The organism is Vitreimonas sp. (assembly GCF_035627415.1).
Taxonomy (GTDB): Bacteria; Pseudomonadota; Alphaproteobacteria; order Caulobacterales; family Aquidulcibacteraceae; genus Vitreimonas.
Genome location: NZ_DASPLU010000026.1, coordinates 122010 through 141722, shown reverse-complemented (window position 1 = coordinate 141722; position 19713 = coordinate 122010). Strand labels below are relative to the sequence as shown.

Genomic DNA, 19713 nt, shown 5'->3' with positions numbered 1-19713 from the left:
AGGCAGCCGCGCGATGCGACAAATCTTTCCGGTGTGTTGGACGAGATTGAAGGCCGTGCGCGCGAAAGGGACGGCGATCCATTTAGGCTGAGCGACATCGTCGAAGCGGTCGGCCGGCGCTCTTACGGTCCATTGCTTCTGGTCATCGGCCTCTTCGCGATTTCGCCCGCCACCATCGTGCCGGGCATGACCTGGCTCGCCGCAGCCATCACGCTCATCGTGGCCGGCCAGATGCTGGTCGGGATGAAGCGCCCTTGGCTGCCGCGCAAGGCGCTGAGGGCGAAGCTGCCGCGGGAAGGCTCGCTACAGGCGATCGACAAGGTCCGCTCGTGGGCCAAGCGGATCGATGGCGTGCTGAAGCCCCGCCTCGCTTTCCTCAGTCAGCCGCCCTTCGTGAACGTCATCGCGCTCTTCGTGATTGCGGCCGCCCTGATCACCTTCCCCCTCAGCCTCGTGCCGCTTGCGCCCCTGGCGCCCGGCGTCGCCGTCGTGTTTTTCGGCCTCGGCATGGTGGCCCGGGACGGCCTCTGGCTGCTGCTCGGCGCGGCCTCGTTGGCGGGCGCATTTTGGCTCGGTTGGACGCTCATTTTCTGAGCCCGGCTGCGGCAGAAAAACACCGCCAAATCCAAGACATTTCGCGCTCCGTTCCCTATATTAGGGGATGTTTTCCAGCCCGATTCGACACCCATGACCGCTCCCCAAACCGCACCGGCGAGCGCGCCTGACTACGGCGCGGAATCCATCAAAGTTCTCAAAGGCTTAGACGCGGTGAGGAAGAGGCCGGGGATGTATATTGGGGATACGGACGATGGGTCCGGTCTCCATCATATGATTTATGAGGTGGTGGACAACGCGATCGATGAGGCGTTGGCGGGACATGCGAAGAATGTTCAGGTGATTTTGCATCCGGATGGGAGCGCCGAGATCACGGATGATGGGCGGGGGATTCCGACGGGGATCCATGAGGGGGAGGGGGTCTCCGCCGCTGAAGTGATCATGACCCAGCTGCATGCGGGCGGGAAGTTTGATCAGAATTCTTACAAGGTGTCGGGCGGGCTGCATGGCGTTGGCGTCTCGGTCGTCAACGCGCTGTCCGAGTGGCTTGAACTGCGCATCTGGCGGGATGGCAAAGAGCACTTCATGCGGTTTCGGCATGGGGATGCTGAGGCGCCGCTGGCCGAAGTTGGCCTCGCGCCGATGCAAGCCGACGGGAAAACCAAGCGCGGGACGGCGGTTCGGTTTCTAGCCAGTCCGCAGACGTTCACCATGACGGAGTATGATCGCAAGACGATTGAGCACCGTCTGCGCGAGCTCGCGTTTTTGAATTCCGGCGTGAAGATCATCTTCAAGGATCTGCGCGGGCCGGAGCCGTTCGAGGAGACGCTCTACTACGAGGGCGGGGTGAAGGCGTATGTGGCGCACCTCGACCGCTCGCGCACCTCGCTCATTCCCGAGGCCATCTACGTCATTGGCGAACGCGACGGCATCACCGTCGAAGCCTCCATGCAGTGGAATGACGGCTATCACGAAAACACGCTCTGCTTCACCAACAACATCCCGCAGAAGGACGGCGGCACCCACCTCGCCGGCTTCCGCGGCGCGCTGACGCGCGTTGTGAACAATTACATGCAGAGCTCGGGCCTGGCGAAGAAGGAGAAGGTCGAGATCACCGGCGACGACGCCCGCGAGGGTCTCACCTGCGTGCTCTCGGTCAAAGTGCCGGACCCCAAATTTTCCTCGCAAACAAAGGAAAAACTGGTCTCCTCCGAAGTCCGCCCGGTGGTCGAAGGCCTCATCTTCGACACGCTGACGCAATGGTTCGAAGAGAACCCGGCGCACGCCAAGACGGTGATGGGCAAGATCGTCCAGGCCGCGGCGGCGCGCGAAGCGGCGCGCAAGGCGCGCGAAATGCGCCGCAAGTCGACGCTCGATGTCGCTTCGCTCCCCGGCAAGCTCGCCGACTGCCAGGAGAAGGACCCGGCCAAGTCCGAACTCTTCATCGTCGAGGGCGACTCGGCCGGCGGCTCGGCCAAGCAGGGCCGCAACCGCGACTATCAGGCGGTGCTGCCGCTCCGGGGCAAGATCCTCAATGTCGAACGCGCGCGCTTCGACAAGATGCTGTCGTCCGATCAGGTCGGCACTTTGATCACGGCGCTCGGCGCCGGCATCGGCCGCAGCGAAGGCGACATCGATCTCAACAAGCTGCGCTATCACAAGATCATCATCATGACGGACGCCGACGTCGACGGCGCCCACATCCGCACGCTGCTCTTGACCTTCTTCTATCGGCAGATGCCGGAGATCATCGACGGCGGCTATCTCTACATCGCCCAGCCGCCGCTCTACAAAGCCAGCAAGGGCAAGAGCGGGCGCTATTTGAAGGACGAGAGCGAGTTCGAGAGCTTCCTGATCGAGGAAGGCGCGGCCGGCGCCGTGCTCGAAACCTCGACCGGGCTGCAGATCGCCGGCGATGATTTGAAGCGCCTCGCGCGCGAAGCGGTCGCGGTCGAAACCTTGGTGCGCCGCCTCCACGGCAAGGCCCCCGATCCGGTGATCGGCCACGCCGTGCTCGCCGGCGCGTTTGCGCCGGGCGCGGGGCAGGCGGAAGCCGAAGACGCCGCGCGCCGGCTCAACGTCATCGCCGAAGAGGGCGAAGCCAGCTGGTCCGGCCGCTTCGATCCTGACGGCGCTTTGGTGCTCGAACGCATCGTGCGCGGCGTCGCCGAGCGGCACGTCTTGGACAAGCTCTTCCTGCAATCGGCCGACGCGCGCCGTTTGGCCGACCGCGCCGCGCCGCTGCGCGAGACCTATATGGGCCCGGCGACGTTGCGGCGCGGGGCCGAGAGTATTCCCGTGCACGGGCCGCTTTCGCTGTTGAAGGCGATCGAGGACGCCGGCCGCAAAGGCATTTCGATCCAGCGTTACAAGGGCCTCGGCGAAATGAACGCCGAGCAGCTCTGGGAGACCACGCTCGACCCGGAAATCCGCAACCTGCTGCAAGTGAAGGTCGAGCACGCCGATGATGCGGATGAGATGTTCAGCAAGCTGATGGGCGACGTGGTGGAGCCGCGGCGGGAGTTCATCCAGGAATTCGCGCTGGAAGCGGATGTGGATGCTTAGGGGTTTGCGCTAGGCCTTTGCTTGTGTCAGTGGGACTAGGCCACCGAACAGGTCCATCAAGACGCCTCGGATGCGCTTGATCTCAGGGTCGTCAGCACCAAGCGCCCCCGATTGAACAGCGGCAGCGTGCGCCTCGTTCAACGGCTCTGGATCATCAATGACGCAGAGAGAGCGATTTCCGTTGTCGTCGGTGATTTCACGAATTGGGCGAGTTTTCGTTAGCAGAACACCGGCCGCCGTTTCTGCACCAGCGATGCGCTGAGCTTGCACCGCTAGCTCAGCCGCATCCATGTGGTCGGTACGCATAAGAGAAAGGCCGCCCTGAGCGATGTGCGATAGCGGGAGCACTCCCGGCTTGATCGTTCCATCCTTCTGGAAATGTCTGGGACTCACGACGACTCGTGCGAGCAGTTCGTCGTCCGTGACAACGCCAAACTTGCTCTTAGCAACGGCCTCGCCGGGGCATAATTTCTTCGCGAGCAAGCAACATTTTCCTCAAGCTCGCGAGATCACGTTCAGTAGCTCTTGCGAAATTGTAGAGCCGTCGAAATTTGTGGCTTCGCGTGCGATCAATCCATGCGCGGAAGCATAGTACGAGATTCGGCCAGGCGCGGGGAAGCCAACGTCAATGTAGACATTGGGTGATTTCCAATAAAACCCCACTTCGCCATCTGCCGACACAGTGGACTCCGGCAGCGAAACGTTTTCTGGAAGCATTGCCAGGAACGCCAGTGCGTTGTGCACCACGGCTAAGCTGGGCGTCACGCTACCCTCACCATCCCAGCCCTCTCGCAGGTTAAGATAGCTCACGACCTCATTGTGTAGCGCTGCAGTGCGCTGAGTAACGCGAGCACCGAGACGCACAGGACTAAGTGCAACGCCAGTCTCCGAGCGATCGGACGCGAGCGCGGTATCAGCGAGGCTAACCGACAGCGCCACCGCAACAACGATTGCCGTCATGCCTCGTTGCATGCCAGTGGGCGATACACCCGCGTCCGCTTTGTACTCCACCTTCTTCACCGGAGGCAGACTGCCGCTGGCAATTGCATTCGCGCTAAAATCGCGCATCGCAATCTGGAGCGGGCTAGCGGAGGAAACGGCGGTTGCGAACGTCACTGTAGATCGATCCTCTTCGCGAGTTCGTCCGTCAAGAACGACTTTAGCAGCGCCTTGCTGTCATTATGAAGATACTTGAACGCGTTTTCGATCATAGAAGGCGTATTTTGAAACAACGAAACGACGCTCTGCTCATTGGCGAGTTCCAGCTGCAGATAGGTATCCACCTTAACAGTGGGAACGCCAGTGTCGTCAGGAATTGCATTTAAGTGCAAGCGTTCGAGCAAGCGACCGGGTTCTGGAAGACTATCGTCCCGATACCAGCCTTGATGCAGGTGCCACATCGGTCCGCATTCAAGAATGGATTTGGGGACGTGGGTGCTGTTGGGGTCAAGCATTAGCTTAGGATCATATGCAGCGACATCACCCTTCCAAAGGAAGACGTCGACGTATTGCAGTAAGATTCCTCTTACGTGGTTGTCGTTGCCGATCACAATTTCGCTCGCGGCTTTCAAATAATCCCGCGCTCGTGGCCAAATTTCAGACCAACGAGAATAGGCAAGGCAATTGAGAATAAGCTGATTGTCCTCTGCGCGGAGCCGCCACTCCAACGAGCCGTCTCTCTTCATTGCGTCAAAGGACACGCCTGCTGTTGGCGGCGTGATCGACACGCCGGGTGGTATGCCCCCTAACATGATCACCTGAGTACGGTTCACACGAGGTAGGTCATTTTTGAATTTATCGTGCTGAGCGATGAGTGCTTCGATCTCGCTCGCTGTGAAATGGCGAGCGAGTTGTAGGCCAAACACGGCCTCGATAATCGCGTGCTTAGGCCCCTGTGGCTCGAACAAGACTTTGAACTCCGGTGCTGGCACATTAGGCGGTCACGGTTAAGGTGACCCGAACCAGCGTGCAGCTGACGATAAACGTCAATTAAGGACGATTGCAAATCCCTTGAAGGTCTAGCGCATGTGCGTCCCTTCAAAGGCGCTGCGCAAGTAGATTCATTCGACTCCCGATTCAAGTTGGCGGCCGCGCCGTCATGAGAGCTAGGCCGAGATAGGGATATAGATCGCGTTCTACCCATCCGGTCGCGGGCGGTCGTAACATGCCTGCATGGATTCAGAGCCAATACCTAAGCGCACCTCACCAAGCGTCTGCATTACGGAAGCGGGCGTTGAAGCAGAGGTGGGGGCAAGGAGGGAGTGCGTGGCTCCTGTCGCGCCCGCGCGCCGAAGGCGCGTTTGGGGTTGAGCGCCCGAGATGGGCGCAGCCGCGTTGCGCGGCGGGAGCCGTGCGATCCGAAGGGCCGAGCGTTTTTTCCAGCCGGCGGAGCCGGCGTCCCACCTTGGCGAAGAGACGATTGGGTTAGCCGAAGCCGGCGCGCCAGGTCTCGGCGTCCAGCACCAGAGTCTTTTCGAGCGGCGGCGCCAGGGTGAAAAGTCGCGGCGCGCGGGCGAACTCGAATAAGCGATAAAGCCGGAAAGCGTCGGGCCGTTCGTCCGATACGGCTTTCTCGTTGCGTGTAATGAAGAATGGGGTCTTGGCGCCGCCGTAGGTCGTCTTCACTTCGATCAGGCGCTCGGCGCCTGTGAGATCGTAAGAGCGGATGTCATAGCCGGCGCCGTCTCCATCTTCTTTGCTCACCCATCGCACCTTGCGCGCGAGGTCGGGACGGTCCGCCGATGTCAGCCGCGCGCGCTCCATTTCGAACACGCGCTCCTCCCCCGCTTCGCCGAGGGCGCGGTTGCGAAAATCGCGTTCGACAGGGTCGAATTTCCGAATGAGTCGCTCAAGGCCCTCGGGACGCGGTGATCTCGAGAAGTCCGCTGAGGGCGCCGCTTCTTCCCAGATCGCTTGCACTTCGGCCACGCCAGCGGCGGCCATGGGGGCGTGGATGAGCAGCGAACGGTGTGCGGAGAGGTAACGGTCAATCGCGCCGAAGATCGCGTTCTGGTAGTTGGGCTTGGGCTTGTAGCCGCGAATGATAGGCAGGCCGAGTTCGACCAACACAGCCGAGATGTTCATGTGTTTGAATTCGACCGAGCGGTGCGTTCGGCCGATTTGCTCCATAAGGGCCGCGCTGTGATGAGCCTTGACGTAAGCCTGCCCAGCGAGCTCCGCATGAAGCATGTCGAAGTAATCGGCGACGATGGCGTCAAGCTCCGCGTCGCTCCAATCCGTGCCGATCTTGCTTTGGTCCGCCAATCCCGCTTCCCCGCCGGACTAGTATAACTCGGCGGCGCGAGCATTTGCGAGGTGCTTATCGCTTCGCGGACCGTAGCGAACTGAAGCTCCTGAAAGCGCAGCTTTGCTGCGCGGGCGCGGCGGGAGCCGCGCGGTCCGACGTGGTGTTTGGGGCCGTGGGAATCGGAGCGCGCGACTCCGTCGCGCCCACGCGCCGGAGGCGCGTTTTTGGCTGGGTGCGTGAAGGAAGCGCAGCTTCGCTGCGCGGGCGCGGCGGGAGCCGCGCGCTCCGAGGTTACTTCCAGCCGGCGGAGCTGAAGGGCCAGGCTTCGGGCGTGGCGCAGAGGCCGGCTTTGACCGGGTTCATCTCGATGTAGTGCTTGGTGGTTTCGAAGTGCTGGTCGTCGCGCATTCAACGATCGAAATAGTCTTTGGCCCACAGCGCTCCGGTGCGGGAGAGCAGGGCGTTGATGCGGCGGCGGGTCAGGCTCTTCCATGCCTGCACGATGCGGCCGAGTTCGAATTTCGCGTTGGTCGCGATGAGCGCGTGGATGTGGTTGGGCATCACGCACCAAGCCTGTAGGCGTAGCGATCGCTCGCGCCCTCGGTGATCGTCTCCGCCACGATGCGGGCGCAGCGCGGGTCGCGGAGCAGGGCTGAGCCTATGCCTTTATCGAGCGTGTTGTCGTCGTTGCGTTGACCGGGCGGTACGGCGTCGTAGAGGCGCAGGACGATGTGCTGGGTGATGCCGTCGCCGTCGTAGTGGGGGAGGTATCCGCGCGAATGCCAGCCCTTTGTGCCCATGACCGGATGTTCGGTTAGACGCGCGCTGTTTGCAAGTTGGAGCGCGGGCCTGAAGGCTCGCGGTCCAACCTTCAATTGCTTGATACTGGGCCGTTGGATTCGGGGTTATTCGCGGCGCGTAGTCTCGGAATTGCGGGAGGAGGCGGCGCGGGGTTGGCGTTGGATTGCGGGGAGATTTGCTGCGCTTGAGGCGCAGCGTGGCGGCGCGGCGCGCGCGTCTATCCCGGGGATAGAACGGCTCTCAATCCGACCGCGCCGGCGTTGGCGTAGAATGTCGGCATGGCTACAGAATCCGACACTCACACAACATCCCGCACCATCACCATGCGCCGGCATCATAGCGCCGAGCTGTGGGCGCAGGCGCGGCGCGACTATTTGGCAGGCTTCACCGCGAGCGCGGTGTCCGACCGCTACGGCATGAGCGTCGATGCGATCCGGAAGCGCGCGTCGAAAGAGAAATGGTGCAAGGCGCATCATCTGCTGACGCAGCCGATCCCGCCGCCTTTGCATCCGTTTCCGAGCGACGCGGAAGCCGTGAAGGTCGGCGACAGCGCGTTCGTCAGCCGCTGGCGCGAGATCGCGCACGCGGCGCAGCTGCCGCCGGAAGGACAATGGTCGACCTGGCTGTTTCAGGGCGGACGCGGCGCCGGCAAGACGCGCGCGGGGGCCGAATGGCTGGCGGCGCGGGCTGAAGCCAAGCGCGGCGTGTTCGCTTTGGTGGCGCCGACGCAGCATGACGTGCGCGAAGTCATGATTGACGGCGTGTCGGGCTTGCGCCGGCTGCCGGGGCGCGATCCGCCGAGCTATGAGCCCTCGCGCCGGCGGCTGACTTGGCCGAACGGCTCGGTCGCGTATGCGTTCTCGGCCGAGGAGCCGGAGCGTCTGCGCGGGCCGCAATTCGAAGCGGCGTGGGCGGACGAGTTCTGCATCTGGCCGCGGCCGAGCGATACGCTGGCGATCCTGCGCATGGGTCTTCGCATGGGCGATGCGCCGCAGCTCGTGGTGACGACGACGCCGAAGCCTATTCCGGCGCTGCGGATGCTGCGGGCCGAGCCGAGCTGCGTGGTGACGCAGGCGGCGACCTCCGTGAACGCAGCCAATCTGACGCCTTCGTTTCTGGAGATGCTCGACGGTTTGTACGGCGGCACGCGGCTCGCGGTGCAGGAGCTCGAGGGCGTGATTGGTCGAAGGCGAGGGCGCGCTGTGGAAGGCGGAAAATCTGGAGCGCGCGCGGGGGGCGAAGCCGGAGCGGTTCGACCGCGTCGTCGTCGGCGTCGATCCGCCGGCGGGACATACGGGCGCGGCGTGCGGCATCGTCGTCGCCGGACGGCGCGGCGATCGCGCGTACGTGCTGGCGGATTGTTCGGAGCGCGGTTTGTCGCCGCTCGGCTGGGCGAGCCGGGTGTGCGACGCGGCGCGCGCGTTCGATGCGCTCGAGATCGTCGCCGAATCGAACAATGGCGGCGACATGGTGAAGGCGACGTTGGCGCAAGCGAACGCGCCGTGCCCGGTGCGGCTGGTGCACGCCTCGCGCTCCAAGCGCACGCGGGCCGAGCCGATCGCGCTGCTCTACGAACAGGGCCGGGTGACGCATTGCGACGCGTTCGTGGCGCTGGAGGAAGAACTGATGGCGCTGGGCGTGGCCGAAAGCGAAGGCTTGCTCGACCGCGCCGACGCTTTGGTGTGGGCGCTGACGGCGCTGATGGAAGGCGGAGAAGGGCCGCGGATCCGGCTGCTGTGAAGTTCGCATTAGCGGAACTGGCGACTGAGGTTCCGGCGAACCCGTGAGCGGCGGCCGGACGTTTCAGTCGCGACGAAGAGGGGCGCGCAAACTCTAGTGGAGCGCACGATGAAACGAGCACTGGTATGGAGCGGCGGGGCGATGGCGGCGGCTTTGGCTTTGGCGGCGTGCGAGTCGCCGGGGACGACGACGGGCGTGGTGACGGGCGCGGCCGGCGGGGCGCTGGTGGCCGGCCCTCCGGGCGCGGTCGTGGGCGCGGCGGCGGGCGGCATCGCCGGCGCGATCGCCGACGAGAACGCGCCGCGGTTCCGCACTTACGTGGTGCAGCAGCAGCATCCGTCGTTTGCGTATAGCGGCGACGTCGTGGTCGGGGCGACGCTGCCGAACACGGTCGTCATTTATGACGTGCCGCCGGACTATAACGTCACCACCTACAAATATGCGGTGGTGAACGGCCGCGTGGTGCTGGTCGATCCGACCACGTACCGGATCGTGCAGATCATCGACTGACGAAGCTGCGCCAGAGCATGTAGGCGGCGACCGCGAAGACGACGCCGGCGAACACGCGTTGCAGCGCGCCGCGCTGCTTGGCCAGATGCGACGCGAAGCCGGCGCCGATCGCGCCGCCGACAATGCCGCCGCCGATGAAGAGCAGGGCGATGCGCCAGTCGATCAGGCCGTCGGCGGCGTAGCTCGTCGCGGTGGTCGCGCCGAACGCGCCGACGCTGAAGAGCGAGGAGCCGATCGCCTGGATCATGCTCATGCCGGCGGCGGCGATGAGGCCGGGCACGATCAGGAAGCCGCCGCCAATGCCGAAGAAACCGGAGAGCGCGCCGACGCCGGCGCCGTACATGAGGAGGCGGGGCGCGGTGCGCGCGTCGAGCTTGACCTCGCCGCCGGCTTCGCTCTTGCGCGGGATCAGCATGGCGATGCCGACCACGATCATCAGCAGCGCGAACAGCGGCAGCAGAATCTGCGCGTCGGTCTGCTTGCCGACCGCGGCGCCGACGGCCGCGCCGATCACGCCGGCGGCGGCGAAGACGGCGGCGCAGCGCCACCGCACGTTGCCGCGCTTCAGGTGGTGGAGGAAGTTGGCGAAGGCGTTGACCGAGACCGCGAGCGCGCTGGTGCCGATGGCGACGTGCGGGTTGGCGACGCCGACGACGTAGAGCAGAGCCGGCGTCGCCAGGATCGAGCCGCCGCCGCCGATCAGGGCGAGCACGAGGCCAACGGCGCCGCCGCTCAGAATGGCGAGGATGTCGGGCGCGCTCACGGGGGCGAGCTTTAGCGCGATTCTTCGGCGCGCTCGCTTTTGCGTTGAGCGGGTGCGCCGGCGAGGCTAGTAATGTGAACAGCGCCCGCGCGGGCGCGGCTCCGGGGGGAGGTTTCGATGCGAAAGCTTGGTTTGGCCGCTGCGGCGCTGGCGCTGCTCGGCGCCTGTGCGCAGCCGACGGCGGCGCCGACGCGCGAAGCGTTGGTCGAGCGCGGCGATTATCTCGTCAACAATGTCGTGCTGTGCGGCGATTGCCATACGCCGATGGGGCCGAACGGTCCCGATCACACGCGCCATCTGCAGGGCGCGCCGAATCTGACGACGGTCAGCATTCCGATTCCGTGGGGCGAAGTCGCCCCGCCGATCGCAGGCCTTCCGGCAAACTACACGGAAGAGCAGTTCATCGCTTTTCTGCAGACCGGCGTGCGTCCCGACGGATCGCATCCGCGTCCGCCGATGCCGCCGTATCGCTTGAACGAAGACGATGCGCGCGCTGTCGCTGCGTACATCGCGACGGTGCCGCGCGCAGAGGAAAACGCGCAGCAAAACTAGCGCAGGCGCTACATTTCAATGCGATCACAAATGGTGTTCCAAGCTTGACGCTCGGACGTGTTGATACGATCTTTCCGGTGTCGGAAGACATCGGCGCCCTCCGCCGGTTCCCGCAGCATAGCTCATGCAGCAGACTCCACCTGGGCTACGGCGCGCGTTCGAGAGTCTTCCCGTCCGATGAAAACACCGCGCGCAGCAATGGTGCTGCAGGGTAAGCGGAAGGATTCGTTGTCGGCCGGCGTCAGGCGACGTTTCAGCGTATGGTGATGTAGGGTTGAACAAAACGTGTACGACGGGTGTTGGGCAAATAGGCAAGTGGGCAAATAGGCAATAGGGAGATTGGACAGGTCGAGCGTCGCCGCCCGGCACGACGCCAAACGCGTCCGAGCGTGTGCTCTACGGCTACTGCCTATTTGCCTTCCGCCTACTTGCCTCTCATCGCATGTCACTTCGCCTCTTCGCCGCCATCGCGCTTCCAGATCACATCGCCGAGCGACTGCTCGCTTTGATGCGCGGCGTGCCGGGGGCGAAGTGGCGTCCGCGCGAGAATTTGCATCTGACGCTGCGTTTCTTCGGCGAAGTGGCCGAGCCGGTGGCGGACGACATTGATGGCGCGCTCGGCGAGGCCGCGGAGGCGAATGCGCCGTTCGAACTTGCGCTGAAGAGCGCCGGCAGTTTCGGCGGCGCGGATCCGCACGCGCTCTGGATCGGCGCGGCGGAGAGCGAGCCGCTGAAGAAGCTCGCCGCCGGTTGCGAGCGGGCGGCGCGGCGCGCCGGGCTGAAGCCCGAGTCGCGCAAGTTCACGCCACACGTGACGCTGGCTTATCTCGCCCGTGCGCCGCTCGATCGCGTGCAAGCGTTCGAGCAGCGTTTGGGATTGTTCGAAGCGCCGCCGTTTCGGGTCGAGAGCTTCGGGCTCTATTCCAGCTGGACGCGGAGATCCGCTCCAAGCCTTTACCGGCTCGAAGCGGAGTATCCCCTGAGAGGTTGAGGCTCGCTCCGACAATCGCCGATCTTGTCTTGGTTCCGCCAAGCCTTACTTCTCCACAACCAAAGCGGAGGGGTGCGGTGGTTCCTGCCAAGATCTTCATTCTGACCGGGGCCGGCGTGTCGGCGGAGTCCGGGCTTTCGACCTTCCGCGACAAAGGCGGGCTCTGGGCTGAGTACCGGGTCGAAGACGTGGCTTCGCTCGCGGGCTATGAACGCGATCCCGCGCGGGTGCTGGAGTTCTACAATCTCCGCCGCAACTCGCATCGAGACGTGAGGCCCAACCCGGCGCACGTTGCGCTCGGTCAGCTGCAGCGCGCCTGGGCCGGCCGCGGCGGCGAGGTCACAATCTGCACGCAGAACATCGATCACTTGCACGAAGCGGGCGGGGCCGAGAACGTGATCCACATGCATGGCGAGATCGGCAAGGTGCGCTGCCATGATTGCGGCGACGTGACCGCAGCGGACGGCGAACTTTCACTCGCGCTCGGCTGCGGCGCCTGCGGGCGCATCGGCGGCTTGCGTCCGCACGTCGTCTGGTTCGGCGAAACGCCGTTAGAAATGGACACGATCTACGAAAAGCTGGCCGCGGCCGACCTGTTCGTGTCGATCGGCACTTCGGGCGCGGTCTATCCGGCGGCCGGTTTCGTCGCCGCCGCGCGCAGCGGCGACATCGAGACGATGGAAATCAATCTCGAACCGTCGGAGAACGCGTTTCTGTTCGACGCCGCACGCTACGGCAAAGCGAGTGAGATCGTGCCCGCCTGGGCGGCCGAACTGATCGGGCAAATGTGACCAGGCTAGGCGGCGCCGCAATTGGCGTTACAGTGTTTACCCAATACGGAACAAGGAGCCCCGGATGATGCGACGTGTGGCGATTGTGGCGGCGTCGATCGCCTTGGCCGCGTGCGCGGGGCTGGAGCCCGCCGGGCGCAACGCTGGCCGCGCGCCTGCGCCACCGCCCGCCGCATCGACTGCGGCGCCGGCCCAAACCGCTCCGACTCTGCCGCCGCCGCAAACCGGCGCCCAGCCATCGGCCGCGCCGACGACCAATCCGCCGCTTGTGACAGCGCCGGCGCCGACCACGACGGCGCCGGCCGCTGCGCCGGATGTCGCCGCGCCGCCGCCCACGCAGCCGCGCCGCGCGCAAAGCGATCCGGACGATGCGATCGTGGTGCCCGGCCAGCGCGAGCAGCAAGTGCGTCCGCCCGCCGGCGATCCGCGTTCGATCGCCGAGCGCATGGAAGACGTTCGCGCGTGGGATCAATGCGTAATGCAGGTGCAGTCGGCGTTCGAGAGCGATCCGATGCGCCCGCAGCTCACCTCGCCGGAAGAATACTGCCGCCAAAGCCTCGGCATGGCTGACCGCCTGGCGGTGCCCGCGAGCCGGCGCGAACGGCGGCGCTAGTCCGCTTCTTCCAGCAGCCGATCCATGTGCTCGTCGCTGAGACCGAAGTGATGGCCGATTTCGTGCACGAGCACGTGTGAGACGAGGTCGGCGAGGCCGATGTCGCCGCGCTCGATCCATTCGTCGAGAATGGCGCGGCGGTAGAGGAAAACCATCGTTTGCGTGGGCGTCGGATCGCTGATCGATTGGCGCGTGAGATCGACGCCGACATAAAGCCCGCTCAGCTCGAACGGATCTTCGATCTCCATCTCCGCCAACGTTTTCTCATCGGCGAAATCCTCGATCCGGATCAGCACGTCTCCGGCCAGCGCCTTGAATTCCGCCGGCAGCGCCTCCCACGACTTGCGCGCGAGGCGTTCGAGATCGTCGAGGGAAGGGGCGAGGGAATCGTCGGTCATCGGTGGTGTTCGGAGCCGGGTTGGGCTTAGCTGGCGAGATAGGAGGCCAGCTCATGCGTATCATCATCGCCGCCCTTGTGCTCAGCATCGCCGCCTGCGGCCAGACCACGCAAGCGCCCGCGCCGGAGACGCCCGCGCCGGCGACCGACGCCGCCGCGCCCGAGGCTCCGGCCGCCGATCTCGGGCCATACGCAGGCGAGTGGGATTCCGATCAGTTCTCGCGATTCAATCACACGCTGCGCGCTGCGGCGCCTGGCCGGCGTACGGTGACATTGGAGGCGCGCACGGGCGGCGGCACCGAAACGGTGGCGGTCTACCCGGCCGACGCCAACGGCGAGCGCGCTGGCGGGCGGCTGCTGTTCGTGGTGGCGACCACCGGCGGCAATCGCGAGACCGCGGAGCTGGACATTCCGGAGGCGGGGCTGCCGGTGGTGGTCGTGGTCGAGAACGCTTCCGGCCGGCAAGCCTCCGGGAGCTATTCGCTCTCCGTGACGCCCTGAACGGTAAATTCCGCGTCAGGTAAGTTGACGCTGCCGTCATTTTTCTTGATTGGCGTCAAGAGCTGAATTATCGTGCGTCATCCAGAACAATGGCCGGCGCACGCCCGGCCGCACGCGGGGAGAGACGCGATGGCCGATTCAGCAGCTCCGATCCGTCAGATCACCAAGGACGAGGTGTACGACGCGGTGCCGCCGACCGACTTCAGTCAGATGCTGGACATCAACCGGCACCTGAATCGCTCGTCGGCCTTCGACAAGATCATCTCGGCCACGCACGATCACTTCTGGGATCCGCTCGACAAGAAATACATCGACTTCCAGGACGATTTCGATCCGGACACGACCGACTTCATCCCGGATCACATGGTCCCGGCGCTGCAGACCGATTACGTGAAGGACCACTTCGCCGATAAGCCGGCCGAGCTGTTGCGCTTCAAGAGCCAGATGGCGCGCTGGCAGATGTCGGCGATCCTGCACGGCGAGCAGGGCGCGCTGAACCTCTCCGCTTCGCTCTGCCATGTGCTGCGCGATCCCGGCGCGCAGGAATATGCGGCCAACCAGACGCGCGAAGAAGGCCGCCACGTCACCGCGTTCGCGAAATACATCATCGCCCGCTGGGGCTCGCCGCTGCCATGTGGCGCGGTGCTCGCGGGCCTCTTGCAAGAGATCGTGCACGCGCCGGAAGTCTATAAGAAGATCATCGGCATGCAGATGCTGGTCGAGGGCCTGGCCATGGGCGCTTTCGCCTCGATCTTCAAAGAATGGAACGATCCGCTGGCGAAGAAGCTGACCCAGCTCGTCATGACGGACGAAGCCTTCCACCACAAGTTCGGGAAGATTTGGGCCGACCGCACGATCCCCAAGCTCTCGAAGGAAGAGCACGAGATCGTCGAGAATTGGGCGGCGCACTGCTTCCAGACGCTGCTGTTCAATCTGGTCGCGCCGCACCAGATGACGGCGATCTACGAGCAGTTCGGTTTGGACCCCGACAAGGTGATGCAGGGCTTCCAGGAAGTCGCGACCGACGAGGCGCGCCGCGAACACATGAAGGAAGCCACCAACATCTTCCGCGTGCTGGTGAAGACGCTCTGGAACGCCGGCATCATCACCGAACGCACCGCGCCGTTCTACGCCACCTACGTGAACTTCGAGGAGTTCAAGGCAGAGGGCGAGGAAATGGTCGGCGACGCCATCGCCGACGAAGGCATCCAATACCTGAAGACGATCAATTTCGGCATCAACACCGGCGCGCTGGACGAAGTGAAGGCGGCTGCGGTGGCGGCGGAGTAGGGCGCTTCAAATTTCCCGAACGCAAAGCAGGACGCCCCGCTCGCAAGAGCGGGGCGTTTTGCGTGCAGGTTGCCGATACGGCCGCGTCCGCGACTGGGTTCGGGGCGAGCCGTCGCTACTCGGACTGGGCGTCAATCAGCGCGGCGGCCAGGCGCTGCGCGAACAGGTCAAGATCGGCGCGGTTCGTGTTGGCGAGAAGCACGATCGTGACCTCTTGGTCGACTAAGCGGTAGAGCACGGCGTTCGCGCCCATGATGCTGCCCGGGCGTTTGGCCACACGATAGCGTCGGCCGTTGCGTTCGAAGCTGTAGCTCCAGACGCCGAGGCCATATTCGTCGAACGCCGGCGTCAGCAACTGCTGGAGAGCCGCTTCGGATATAAGGTCGGCGCCGAACACAGCGTCGGCGAATCGCGCGATGTCGGCCGCTGTCGAGTACATGGCGCCGGCGGCGTACCAGTTTTCCCAATAGACCGGCAGATCGGCGACAGGCGCGTCCGCGCCATCGCTATAGAAATAGGTGGACGCGAGCCGCGGCGTGATCGCGTCCCAGTGCAGCAACCCGGTGTCGCGAAGACCAAGCGGTTCAAGGATGCGCGTGCGCAAAGCCTCTTCGTAGCTGAGGCCGGTCAGACGCTCGATGATGCGGCCAAGCACAAAGTAGTCGGCATTGTTGTAGTCGAACCTAGTCCCCGGCGGGGCAGCAAGCGCGCCGCTGCAGCAGACCTCGATGATGTTGTTGGGCGCAATCGGGCGCTGATAGTTCGGCAGCCCGTGCGCGACCGCTTCTTCGTAGCTGCCGATGGTGTCGAACTGCGCGAGACCGGAGGTGTGGTTGAGCAGCATCCGCACGCTGATGCGATCGGCGCCCTCGCCGGGATAGTCGGGAAGATAAGCGCCAAACGGCGCATCGAGGCTGAGCAGACCGGCGTCGGTCAGTTGCAAAATTAGAACTGAGGTGAAGAGCTTGGTGATCGAGGCGATCGGATAGCGCGTGTCGGGCTGCGAGGGTGCGCCGAACGTGCGTTCGGCGAGGCCAAAGGCGGCCAAGTAAGGCGGCGCGCCGGGTTCGGAAACCAAGATCACGCCGCTGAAGCCGGCCTCGGCGGCGCCGCTTTCGATGTCGCGCACGACGGAGGCGGGTATTTGCGCATCTGCGCGCGAGACAAAGGCGGCTAAGAGCGAAAGCGCGATGGCGGCGTTGCGCAGCGACGACGTGGCAGGCATGAGACTCCCTTTCATCGCCAAAGACGCACGCGACGTGGGCTTTGGTGGCGCTGGCGAAATAAATTGCCGGGGCGCCTCCAAACGGCGGGCGGCGCGCGTCTAATGCAAAGTGCGAGGTGCGCCGATGGGCTGGATTGCGTTCTGGATTGTGCTCGGCGTCTGCGGGCTTGCGGTCACGATTACGAGTTATCTGTCGCGGCGTGAGACGGAAGCGACGATTCGAAAGGCCATTGAAAGCGGCGCCGTCGCTGACGCGGAAGCCATCGCCCGGCTGAAAGCCCCGAGCGGGCTCTCGTGGGCGCAGCGCCTCACTGTGTTGGGCGTGATCGCGCTCTTCGCGGGCGCGGGCGTCGCCGTGTTCGCCTTGGTGCTCGGCGCCAACGAGCCGGAATCGGTCAGCCCCTTGCTGGCGATTGCGGCGTTCACGGCGTTTCTGGCCGCGGGCTTGCTGGCCGCAGGCGCGTGGTTGCGCCGCGCGTCGTCCGCCCGCCATTGATTGCAACGGCATGAGCGCCGATCACGCGTGTCGCGGCGATGGCGAGATGCGCACGACCGTGCTTCTGGCGATCGCCGGCAGCGACGAGGCGTTCGCCGGATTGGTGCGCCAGCATCAGGCGGCGATCGTCGGATTGTTGACGCGCGTCTGCGGCGATGCCGGCACGGCCGAGGACGTCGCGCAGGCGGCGTTTCTCAAAGCCTGGCGCAACATCCGCGCTTTGCGCGATGCTGACCGCTTCGCCGCATGGCTGCGCCAGATCGCGCTGCGCGCGGCCGTCGATGCGTCACGGACTCGCATGCGCGCCGAGCCGCTCGCCGAAACTGACACCCTTGTCGATCCCGCTGGCCGCGATGCGGACGCGCGGCTCGATCTCGACGCGGCGCTGGCGCGCTTGAGCCCGGCGCAGCGGGCGTGCGTCCTACTCGCGCATGGTGAGGGAATGACGCATGCGGAAGTCGCCGCCGAACTCAACATGCCGGTCGGCACGGTCAAATCGCACGTGGCGCGCGCCTCGCGGCTGTTGCGCCGCATGCTTGAAGAGGAGGCATAGACGGTGGACGAGGACAGACTTCGCCGCATCTTGGCCGATGGCGCGCGCGCTGTTGATGAGGATCGCGTCAGCGAGAGAGTCGCCGCCGCTATGGCCTCGATGAGGCGACTGCGTCGCTTTCTCAAGCTGGCGGCATCGCTTGCAATTATCGTTGTCGCCGGTGCGGCCTTGGCGGGCGGATATGGCCAAGCCGCGCAAGTCTTGCCGCCAATCGCCGCCGGCGGCGGAGCTGTTATTTTATGGCTGCCGGCGATCGTCGTGGCGGGGTTGACGTTGAGCGCGGCATATTTGGCGCTTGTCGCACTCAATCAAAGCGATTGATCGGCTGCTGGCGCCCGTAGCCGCGCCTACGGAAAACCGCGCCGGACGCGAGAATTGCGGCTGCGAAACAACCTAAGATAGACTAACTTTGCCGCGGCGGTAGTCGGGGAGCTGGTCAATGTGGCGGCAGGTCTTTGTCGTATTAACAGCCGGGGCCGTTGTAGCCTGCGCGTCGTCTGAGCGCAGTGTGGATGGCGTAATCCAATTGGGCATTGAGCGGCTTGGATCGGATGCGGCTTCCAGGTCCGGCGCTCACAATTTCCGCACCGCCGTCAACGTGACTGGAGTGTCGCTGCCGTACTCAGTCGGCTCGATCGTGACCAATCCAGGCGGCACGCTGCCCGAGCTGTTGGCTGTTCCGCAAAGCTATGGCTGCTCAAAGATCATCGAGACCATCTACGACTCAAGCGCCTCGGCAAACGACGTGTCTGGCGTGAGCCGTGCGATCGACCTGGCCGCTTCGGCCCTAGCCATGGAATCCGCCGTCAACATTCGCCTTGCGATTCTGGACGCGGCCGACGGCCGTGCGCGTGAGATTCGAGCCAACGAGGAGGACGCAACCAAAGCCCCTCTTGCCGTGGAGGAGAATGCCGCCATAACGGCCGCGCGCGAGGCGCTCGGCATGGCGGACTTCACGCCGGACGCAGTCTTGGCGAAACGCACGGAACTTCAGGCTGAGCTAGCTGCCGCGCGTCAGAGGCAGGAGGCCGCGACAATCGAACTGCAGCGGCTGCGCGCTATTCCAAATCTCATGATCTTCCGATGGTCCGGAAGCGAAGCACGCCGGGCGGGCTTCAGTCTCGGCGAGATCTTCGGACTTAACTCGCAGGACGGACAGGATCGCAGCGGCTACATCGTCTTGGCGGGAGTACGCACCGCTGCGCTTTCGCCCGGTGCGGATTTCGCGTGGGCGACAGAGTTCGCGAGGGAGCATCCGGATTATATCGAACGCGCATTTGGCGACCGGTACGTCACGACATTCACACTGGCCGCCCGCCACGTCGCATTCGCGGAGGATCGCAACTGGGCGGAGGTTCTGCGCGCTGAACTCAATCTGACGCCGGCGGAGCTGAATTTATTGGTGGGCGGCGACGTGGGGCGCCTGTTGAGCAGACAGTCGGCGCGGCTCGAAGCGGCGTTCACTGAGATCCTCGCCGCCAGCTCGCAAGGGTTGATTTCTGCACCGAGGCGCACTGTTTACGAGTTTCGGATGACCGGAGTCGAAGCCCGCCAGTATTCTGCCGCAGCGGAATACGCGCGCAACAACCAATACAGCACCATCTATTCAACCCGCTCGACCATCGAGGACGCCGCAAACGCCACAAGCGGCGCCTCACGCCCTACCGCTGAATACATACGCTCGCCCCTGGTGTGGCGCTGTATGCACGCGGTCACCGCGCGCCGACTGAACGGCGCCCAGGAAACGCCTCGGCTGACCGGCCCGCAGAGCGATGGGGGCCCGGTCTCATTTAACTCCGGGCCGGAAATCAGCGTGGCGCCAACGACCGATGCTGTGGCGAACGTGACCAACGCCAAGGGTGAGCCGATAGCGCCGCTCGCGCTTGATCTGCGGCGTCTGTACTTTTGCAGACCCGCCTACGACGACTATGTTCGCGACCCGTTCGGGCTCGAACCGGAAGACGAGGTTGATGATGATCTCACCGAGCGCGACCTCGGTTGGCTGATGCAGAGGCCGGCGGGACGATTGTCTGCGGACTGCATAGACCTGACGTCTCCTACGGATATATCGAGCGTAGACACCAAATAGAGCGACAACCGTGCGACGGTCGTGAGCGCCGCAT

23 protein-coding genes and 1 pseudogene are annotated in these 19713 nt (G+C 64.5%); 15 read left to right on the top strand and 9 right to left on the bottom strand.

Annotated features, from left to right (window positions below):
- Positions 1 to 33: 33 nt before the first annotated feature.
- Positions 34 to 594 carry an exopolysaccharide biosynthesis protein gene (locus VEA80_RS14640; protein ID WP_325061502.1) on the top strand — a complete coding sequence of 187 codons (561 nt, stop codon included), beginning with the start codon at positions 34 to 36 and terminating at the stop codon, positions 592 to 594.
- A gap of 93 nt (positions 595 to 687) precedes the next feature.
- Positions 688 to 3120: a DNA topoisomerase (ATP-hydrolyzing) subunit B gene (gyrB, locus tag VEA80_RS14635; RefSeq protein ID WP_325061501.1), complete on the top strand. Its 2433-nt coding sequence runs from the start codon at positions 688 to 690 to the stop codon at positions 3118 to 3120.
- A 9-nt stretch (positions 3121 to 3129) separates the two neighbouring features.
- Here gyrB and VEA80_RS14630 read toward each other — a convergent pair whose 3' ends face one another.
- The 6 genes from VEA80_RS14630 to VEA80_RS14605 form a co-directional block, all read right to left on the bottom strand.
- Complete coding sequence (locus VEA80_RS14630) at positions 3130 to 3603, bottom strand: hypothetical protein (protein ID WP_325061500.1); 474 nt, start codon at positions 3601 to 3603, stop codon at positions 3130 to 3132.
- A 12-nt stretch (positions 3604 to 3615) separates the two neighbouring features.
- Entirely contained in the window at positions 3616 to 4236 is a 621-nt protein-coding gene (locus VEA80_RS14625; protein WP_325061499.1) for a hypothetical protein, read from the bottom strand.
- Positions 4233 to 5027 (bottom strand): TIGR04255 family protein, encoded by a 795-nt coding sequence (locus VEA80_RS14620; RefSeq protein WP_325061498.1) that lies wholly within the window; start codon positions 5025 to 5027, stop codon positions 4233 to 4235. The genes VEA80_RS14625 and VEA80_RS14620 overlap by 4 nt, the downstream gene beginning before the upstream one ends.
- Positions 5028 to 5544: 517 nt before the next feature.
- Positions 5545 to 6384, bottom strand: coding sequence for a DUF3883 domain-containing protein (locus tag VEA80_RS14615; RefSeq protein ID WP_325061497.1), 840 nt, complete (start codon positions 6382 to 6384; stop codon positions 5545 to 5547).
- A gap of 391 nt (positions 6385 to 6775) precedes the next feature.
- On the bottom strand, positions 6776 to 6928 hold the full coding sequence (locus VEA80_RS14610) for a transposase (protein ID WP_325061496.1): 153 nt from the start codon (positions 6926 to 6928) through the stop codon (positions 6776 to 6778).
- On the bottom strand, positions 6928 to 7167 hold the full coding sequence (locus tag VEA80_RS14605; protein WP_325061495.1) for a hypothetical protein: 240 nt from the start codon (positions 7165 to 7167) through the stop codon (positions 6928 to 6930). The genes VEA80_RS14610 and VEA80_RS14605 overlap by 1 nt, the downstream gene beginning before the upstream one ends.
- Before the next feature lie 279 nt (positions 7168 to 7446).
- Between VEA80_RS14605 and VEA80_RS20485 the strand changes: the two are divergent.
- The 3 genes and pseudogenes from VEA80_RS20485 to VEA80_RS14590 all read left to right on the top strand — a co-directional run.
- A pseudogene (locus tag VEA80_RS20485) lies at positions 7447 to 8301 on the top strand (terminase large subunit domain-containing protein); the annotation flags it as partial.
- Positions 8302 to 8347: 46 nt separating this feature from the next.
- Positions 8348 to 8908 (top strand): hypothetical protein, encoded by a 561-nt coding sequence (locus VEA80_RS14595; RefSeq protein WP_325061493.1) that lies wholly within the window; start codon positions 8348 to 8350, stop codon positions 8906 to 8908.
- 108 nt (positions 8909 to 9016) lie between these two features.
- On the top strand, positions 9017 to 9418 hold the full coding sequence (locus VEA80_RS14590; RefSeq protein WP_325061492.1) for a DUF1236 domain-containing protein: 402 nt from the start codon (positions 9017 to 9019) through the stop codon (positions 9416 to 9418).
- On the opposite strand, the gene VEA80_RS14585 is transcribed toward VEA80_RS14590, so the two are convergent.
- On the bottom strand, positions 9408 to 10181 hold the full coding sequence (locus VEA80_RS14585; RefSeq protein WP_325061491.1) for a sulfite exporter TauE/SafE family protein: 774 nt from the start codon (positions 10179 to 10181) through the stop codon (positions 9408 to 9410). The two genes, VEA80_RS14590 and VEA80_RS14585, sit on opposite strands and share 11 nt — an antisense overlap.
- Positions 10182 to 10298: 117 nt before the next feature.
- On the opposite strand from VEA80_RS14585, the gene VEA80_RS14580 reads away from it, so the two are divergent.
- The 4 genes from VEA80_RS14580 (at position 10299) to VEA80_RS14565 (ending at position 13128) form a co-directional block, all read left to right on the top strand.
- On the top strand, positions 10299 to 10733 hold the full coding sequence (locus tag VEA80_RS14580) for a c-type cytochrome (RefSeq protein ID WP_325061490.1): 435 nt from the start codon (positions 10299 to 10301) through the stop codon (positions 10731 to 10733).
- Between the two features lie 442 nt (positions 10734 to 11175).
- A complete protein-coding gene (gene thpR, locus VEA80_RS14575) occupies positions 11176 to 11724 on the top strand; it encodes an RNA 2',3'-cyclic phosphodiesterase (protein ID WP_325061489.1) in 549 nt (182 codons plus the stop codon).
- Between the two features lie 77 nt (positions 11725 to 11801).
- A complete protein-coding gene (locus tag VEA80_RS14570) occupies positions 11802 to 12515 on the top strand; it encodes an NAD-dependent deacylase (RefSeq protein ID WP_325061488.1) in 714 nt (237 codons plus the stop codon).
- 64 nt (positions 12516 to 12579) lie between these two features.
- Complete coding sequence (locus VEA80_RS14565; RefSeq protein ID WP_325061487.1) at positions 12580 to 13128, top strand: hypothetical protein; 549 nt, start codon at positions 12580 to 12582, stop codon at positions 13126 to 13128.
- Here the strand turns inward: VEA80_RS14565 and VEA80_RS14560 are convergent.
- Positions 13125 to 13526, bottom strand: coding sequence for a metallopeptidase family protein (locus VEA80_RS14560; protein ID WP_325061486.1), 402 nt, complete (start codon positions 13524 to 13526; stop codon positions 13125 to 13127). The genes VEA80_RS14565 and VEA80_RS14560 overlap by 4 nt on opposite strands.
- A 53-nt stretch (positions 13527 to 13579) precedes the next feature.
- Here VEA80_RS14560 and VEA80_RS14555 point away from each other — a divergent pair, with 53 nt between their 5' ends.
- Positions 13580 to 14026, top strand: a complete 447-nt coding sequence (locus VEA80_RS14555; RefSeq protein ID WP_325061485.1) for a hypothetical protein — start codon at positions 13580 to 13582, stop codon at positions 14024 to 14026.
- Between the two features lie 129 nt (positions 14027 to 14155).
- Positions 14156 to 15316: a ferritin-like domain-containing protein gene (locus VEA80_RS14550; protein ID WP_325061484.1), complete on the top strand. Its 1161-nt coding sequence runs from the start codon at positions 14156 to 14158 to the stop codon at positions 15314 to 15316.
- A 115-nt stretch (positions 15317 to 15431) separates the two neighbouring features.
- Here the strand turns inward: VEA80_RS14550 and VEA80_RS14545 are convergent, their stop codons facing one another.
- A complete protein-coding gene (locus tag VEA80_RS14545; protein ID WP_325061483.1) occupies positions 15432 to 16541 on the bottom strand; it encodes a serine hydrolase domain-containing protein in 1110 nt (369 codons plus the stop codon).
- 124 nt (positions 16542 to 16665) lie between these two features.
- On the opposite strand from VEA80_RS14545, the gene VEA80_RS14540 reads away from it, so the two are divergent.
- The 4 genes from VEA80_RS14540 (at position 16666) to VEA80_RS14525 (ending at position 19679) form a co-directional block, all read left to right on the top strand.
- Positions 16666 to 17037 (top strand): hypothetical protein, encoded by a 372-nt coding sequence (locus VEA80_RS14540; protein WP_325061482.1) that lies wholly within the window; start codon positions 16666 to 16668, stop codon positions 17035 to 17037.
- A 10-nt stretch (positions 17038 to 17047) separates the two neighbouring features.
- On the top strand, positions 17048 to 17590 hold the full coding sequence (locus VEA80_RS14535; RefSeq protein ID WP_325061481.1) for a sigma-70 family RNA polymerase sigma factor: 543 nt from the start codon (positions 17048 to 17050) through the stop codon (positions 17588 to 17590).
- A 3-nt stretch (positions 17591 to 17593) separates the two neighbouring features.
- Entirely contained in the window at positions 17594 to 17911 is a 318-nt protein-coding gene (locus VEA80_RS14530; RefSeq protein WP_325061480.1) for a hypothetical protein, read from the top strand.
- A 118-nt stretch (positions 17912 to 18029) separates the two neighbouring features.
- On the top strand, positions 18030 to 19679 hold the full coding sequence (locus tag VEA80_RS14525) for a hypothetical protein (protein WP_325061479.1): 1650 nt from the start codon (positions 18030 to 18032) through the stop codon (positions 19677 to 19679).
- Positions 19680 to 19713 lie beyond the last annotated feature (34 nt).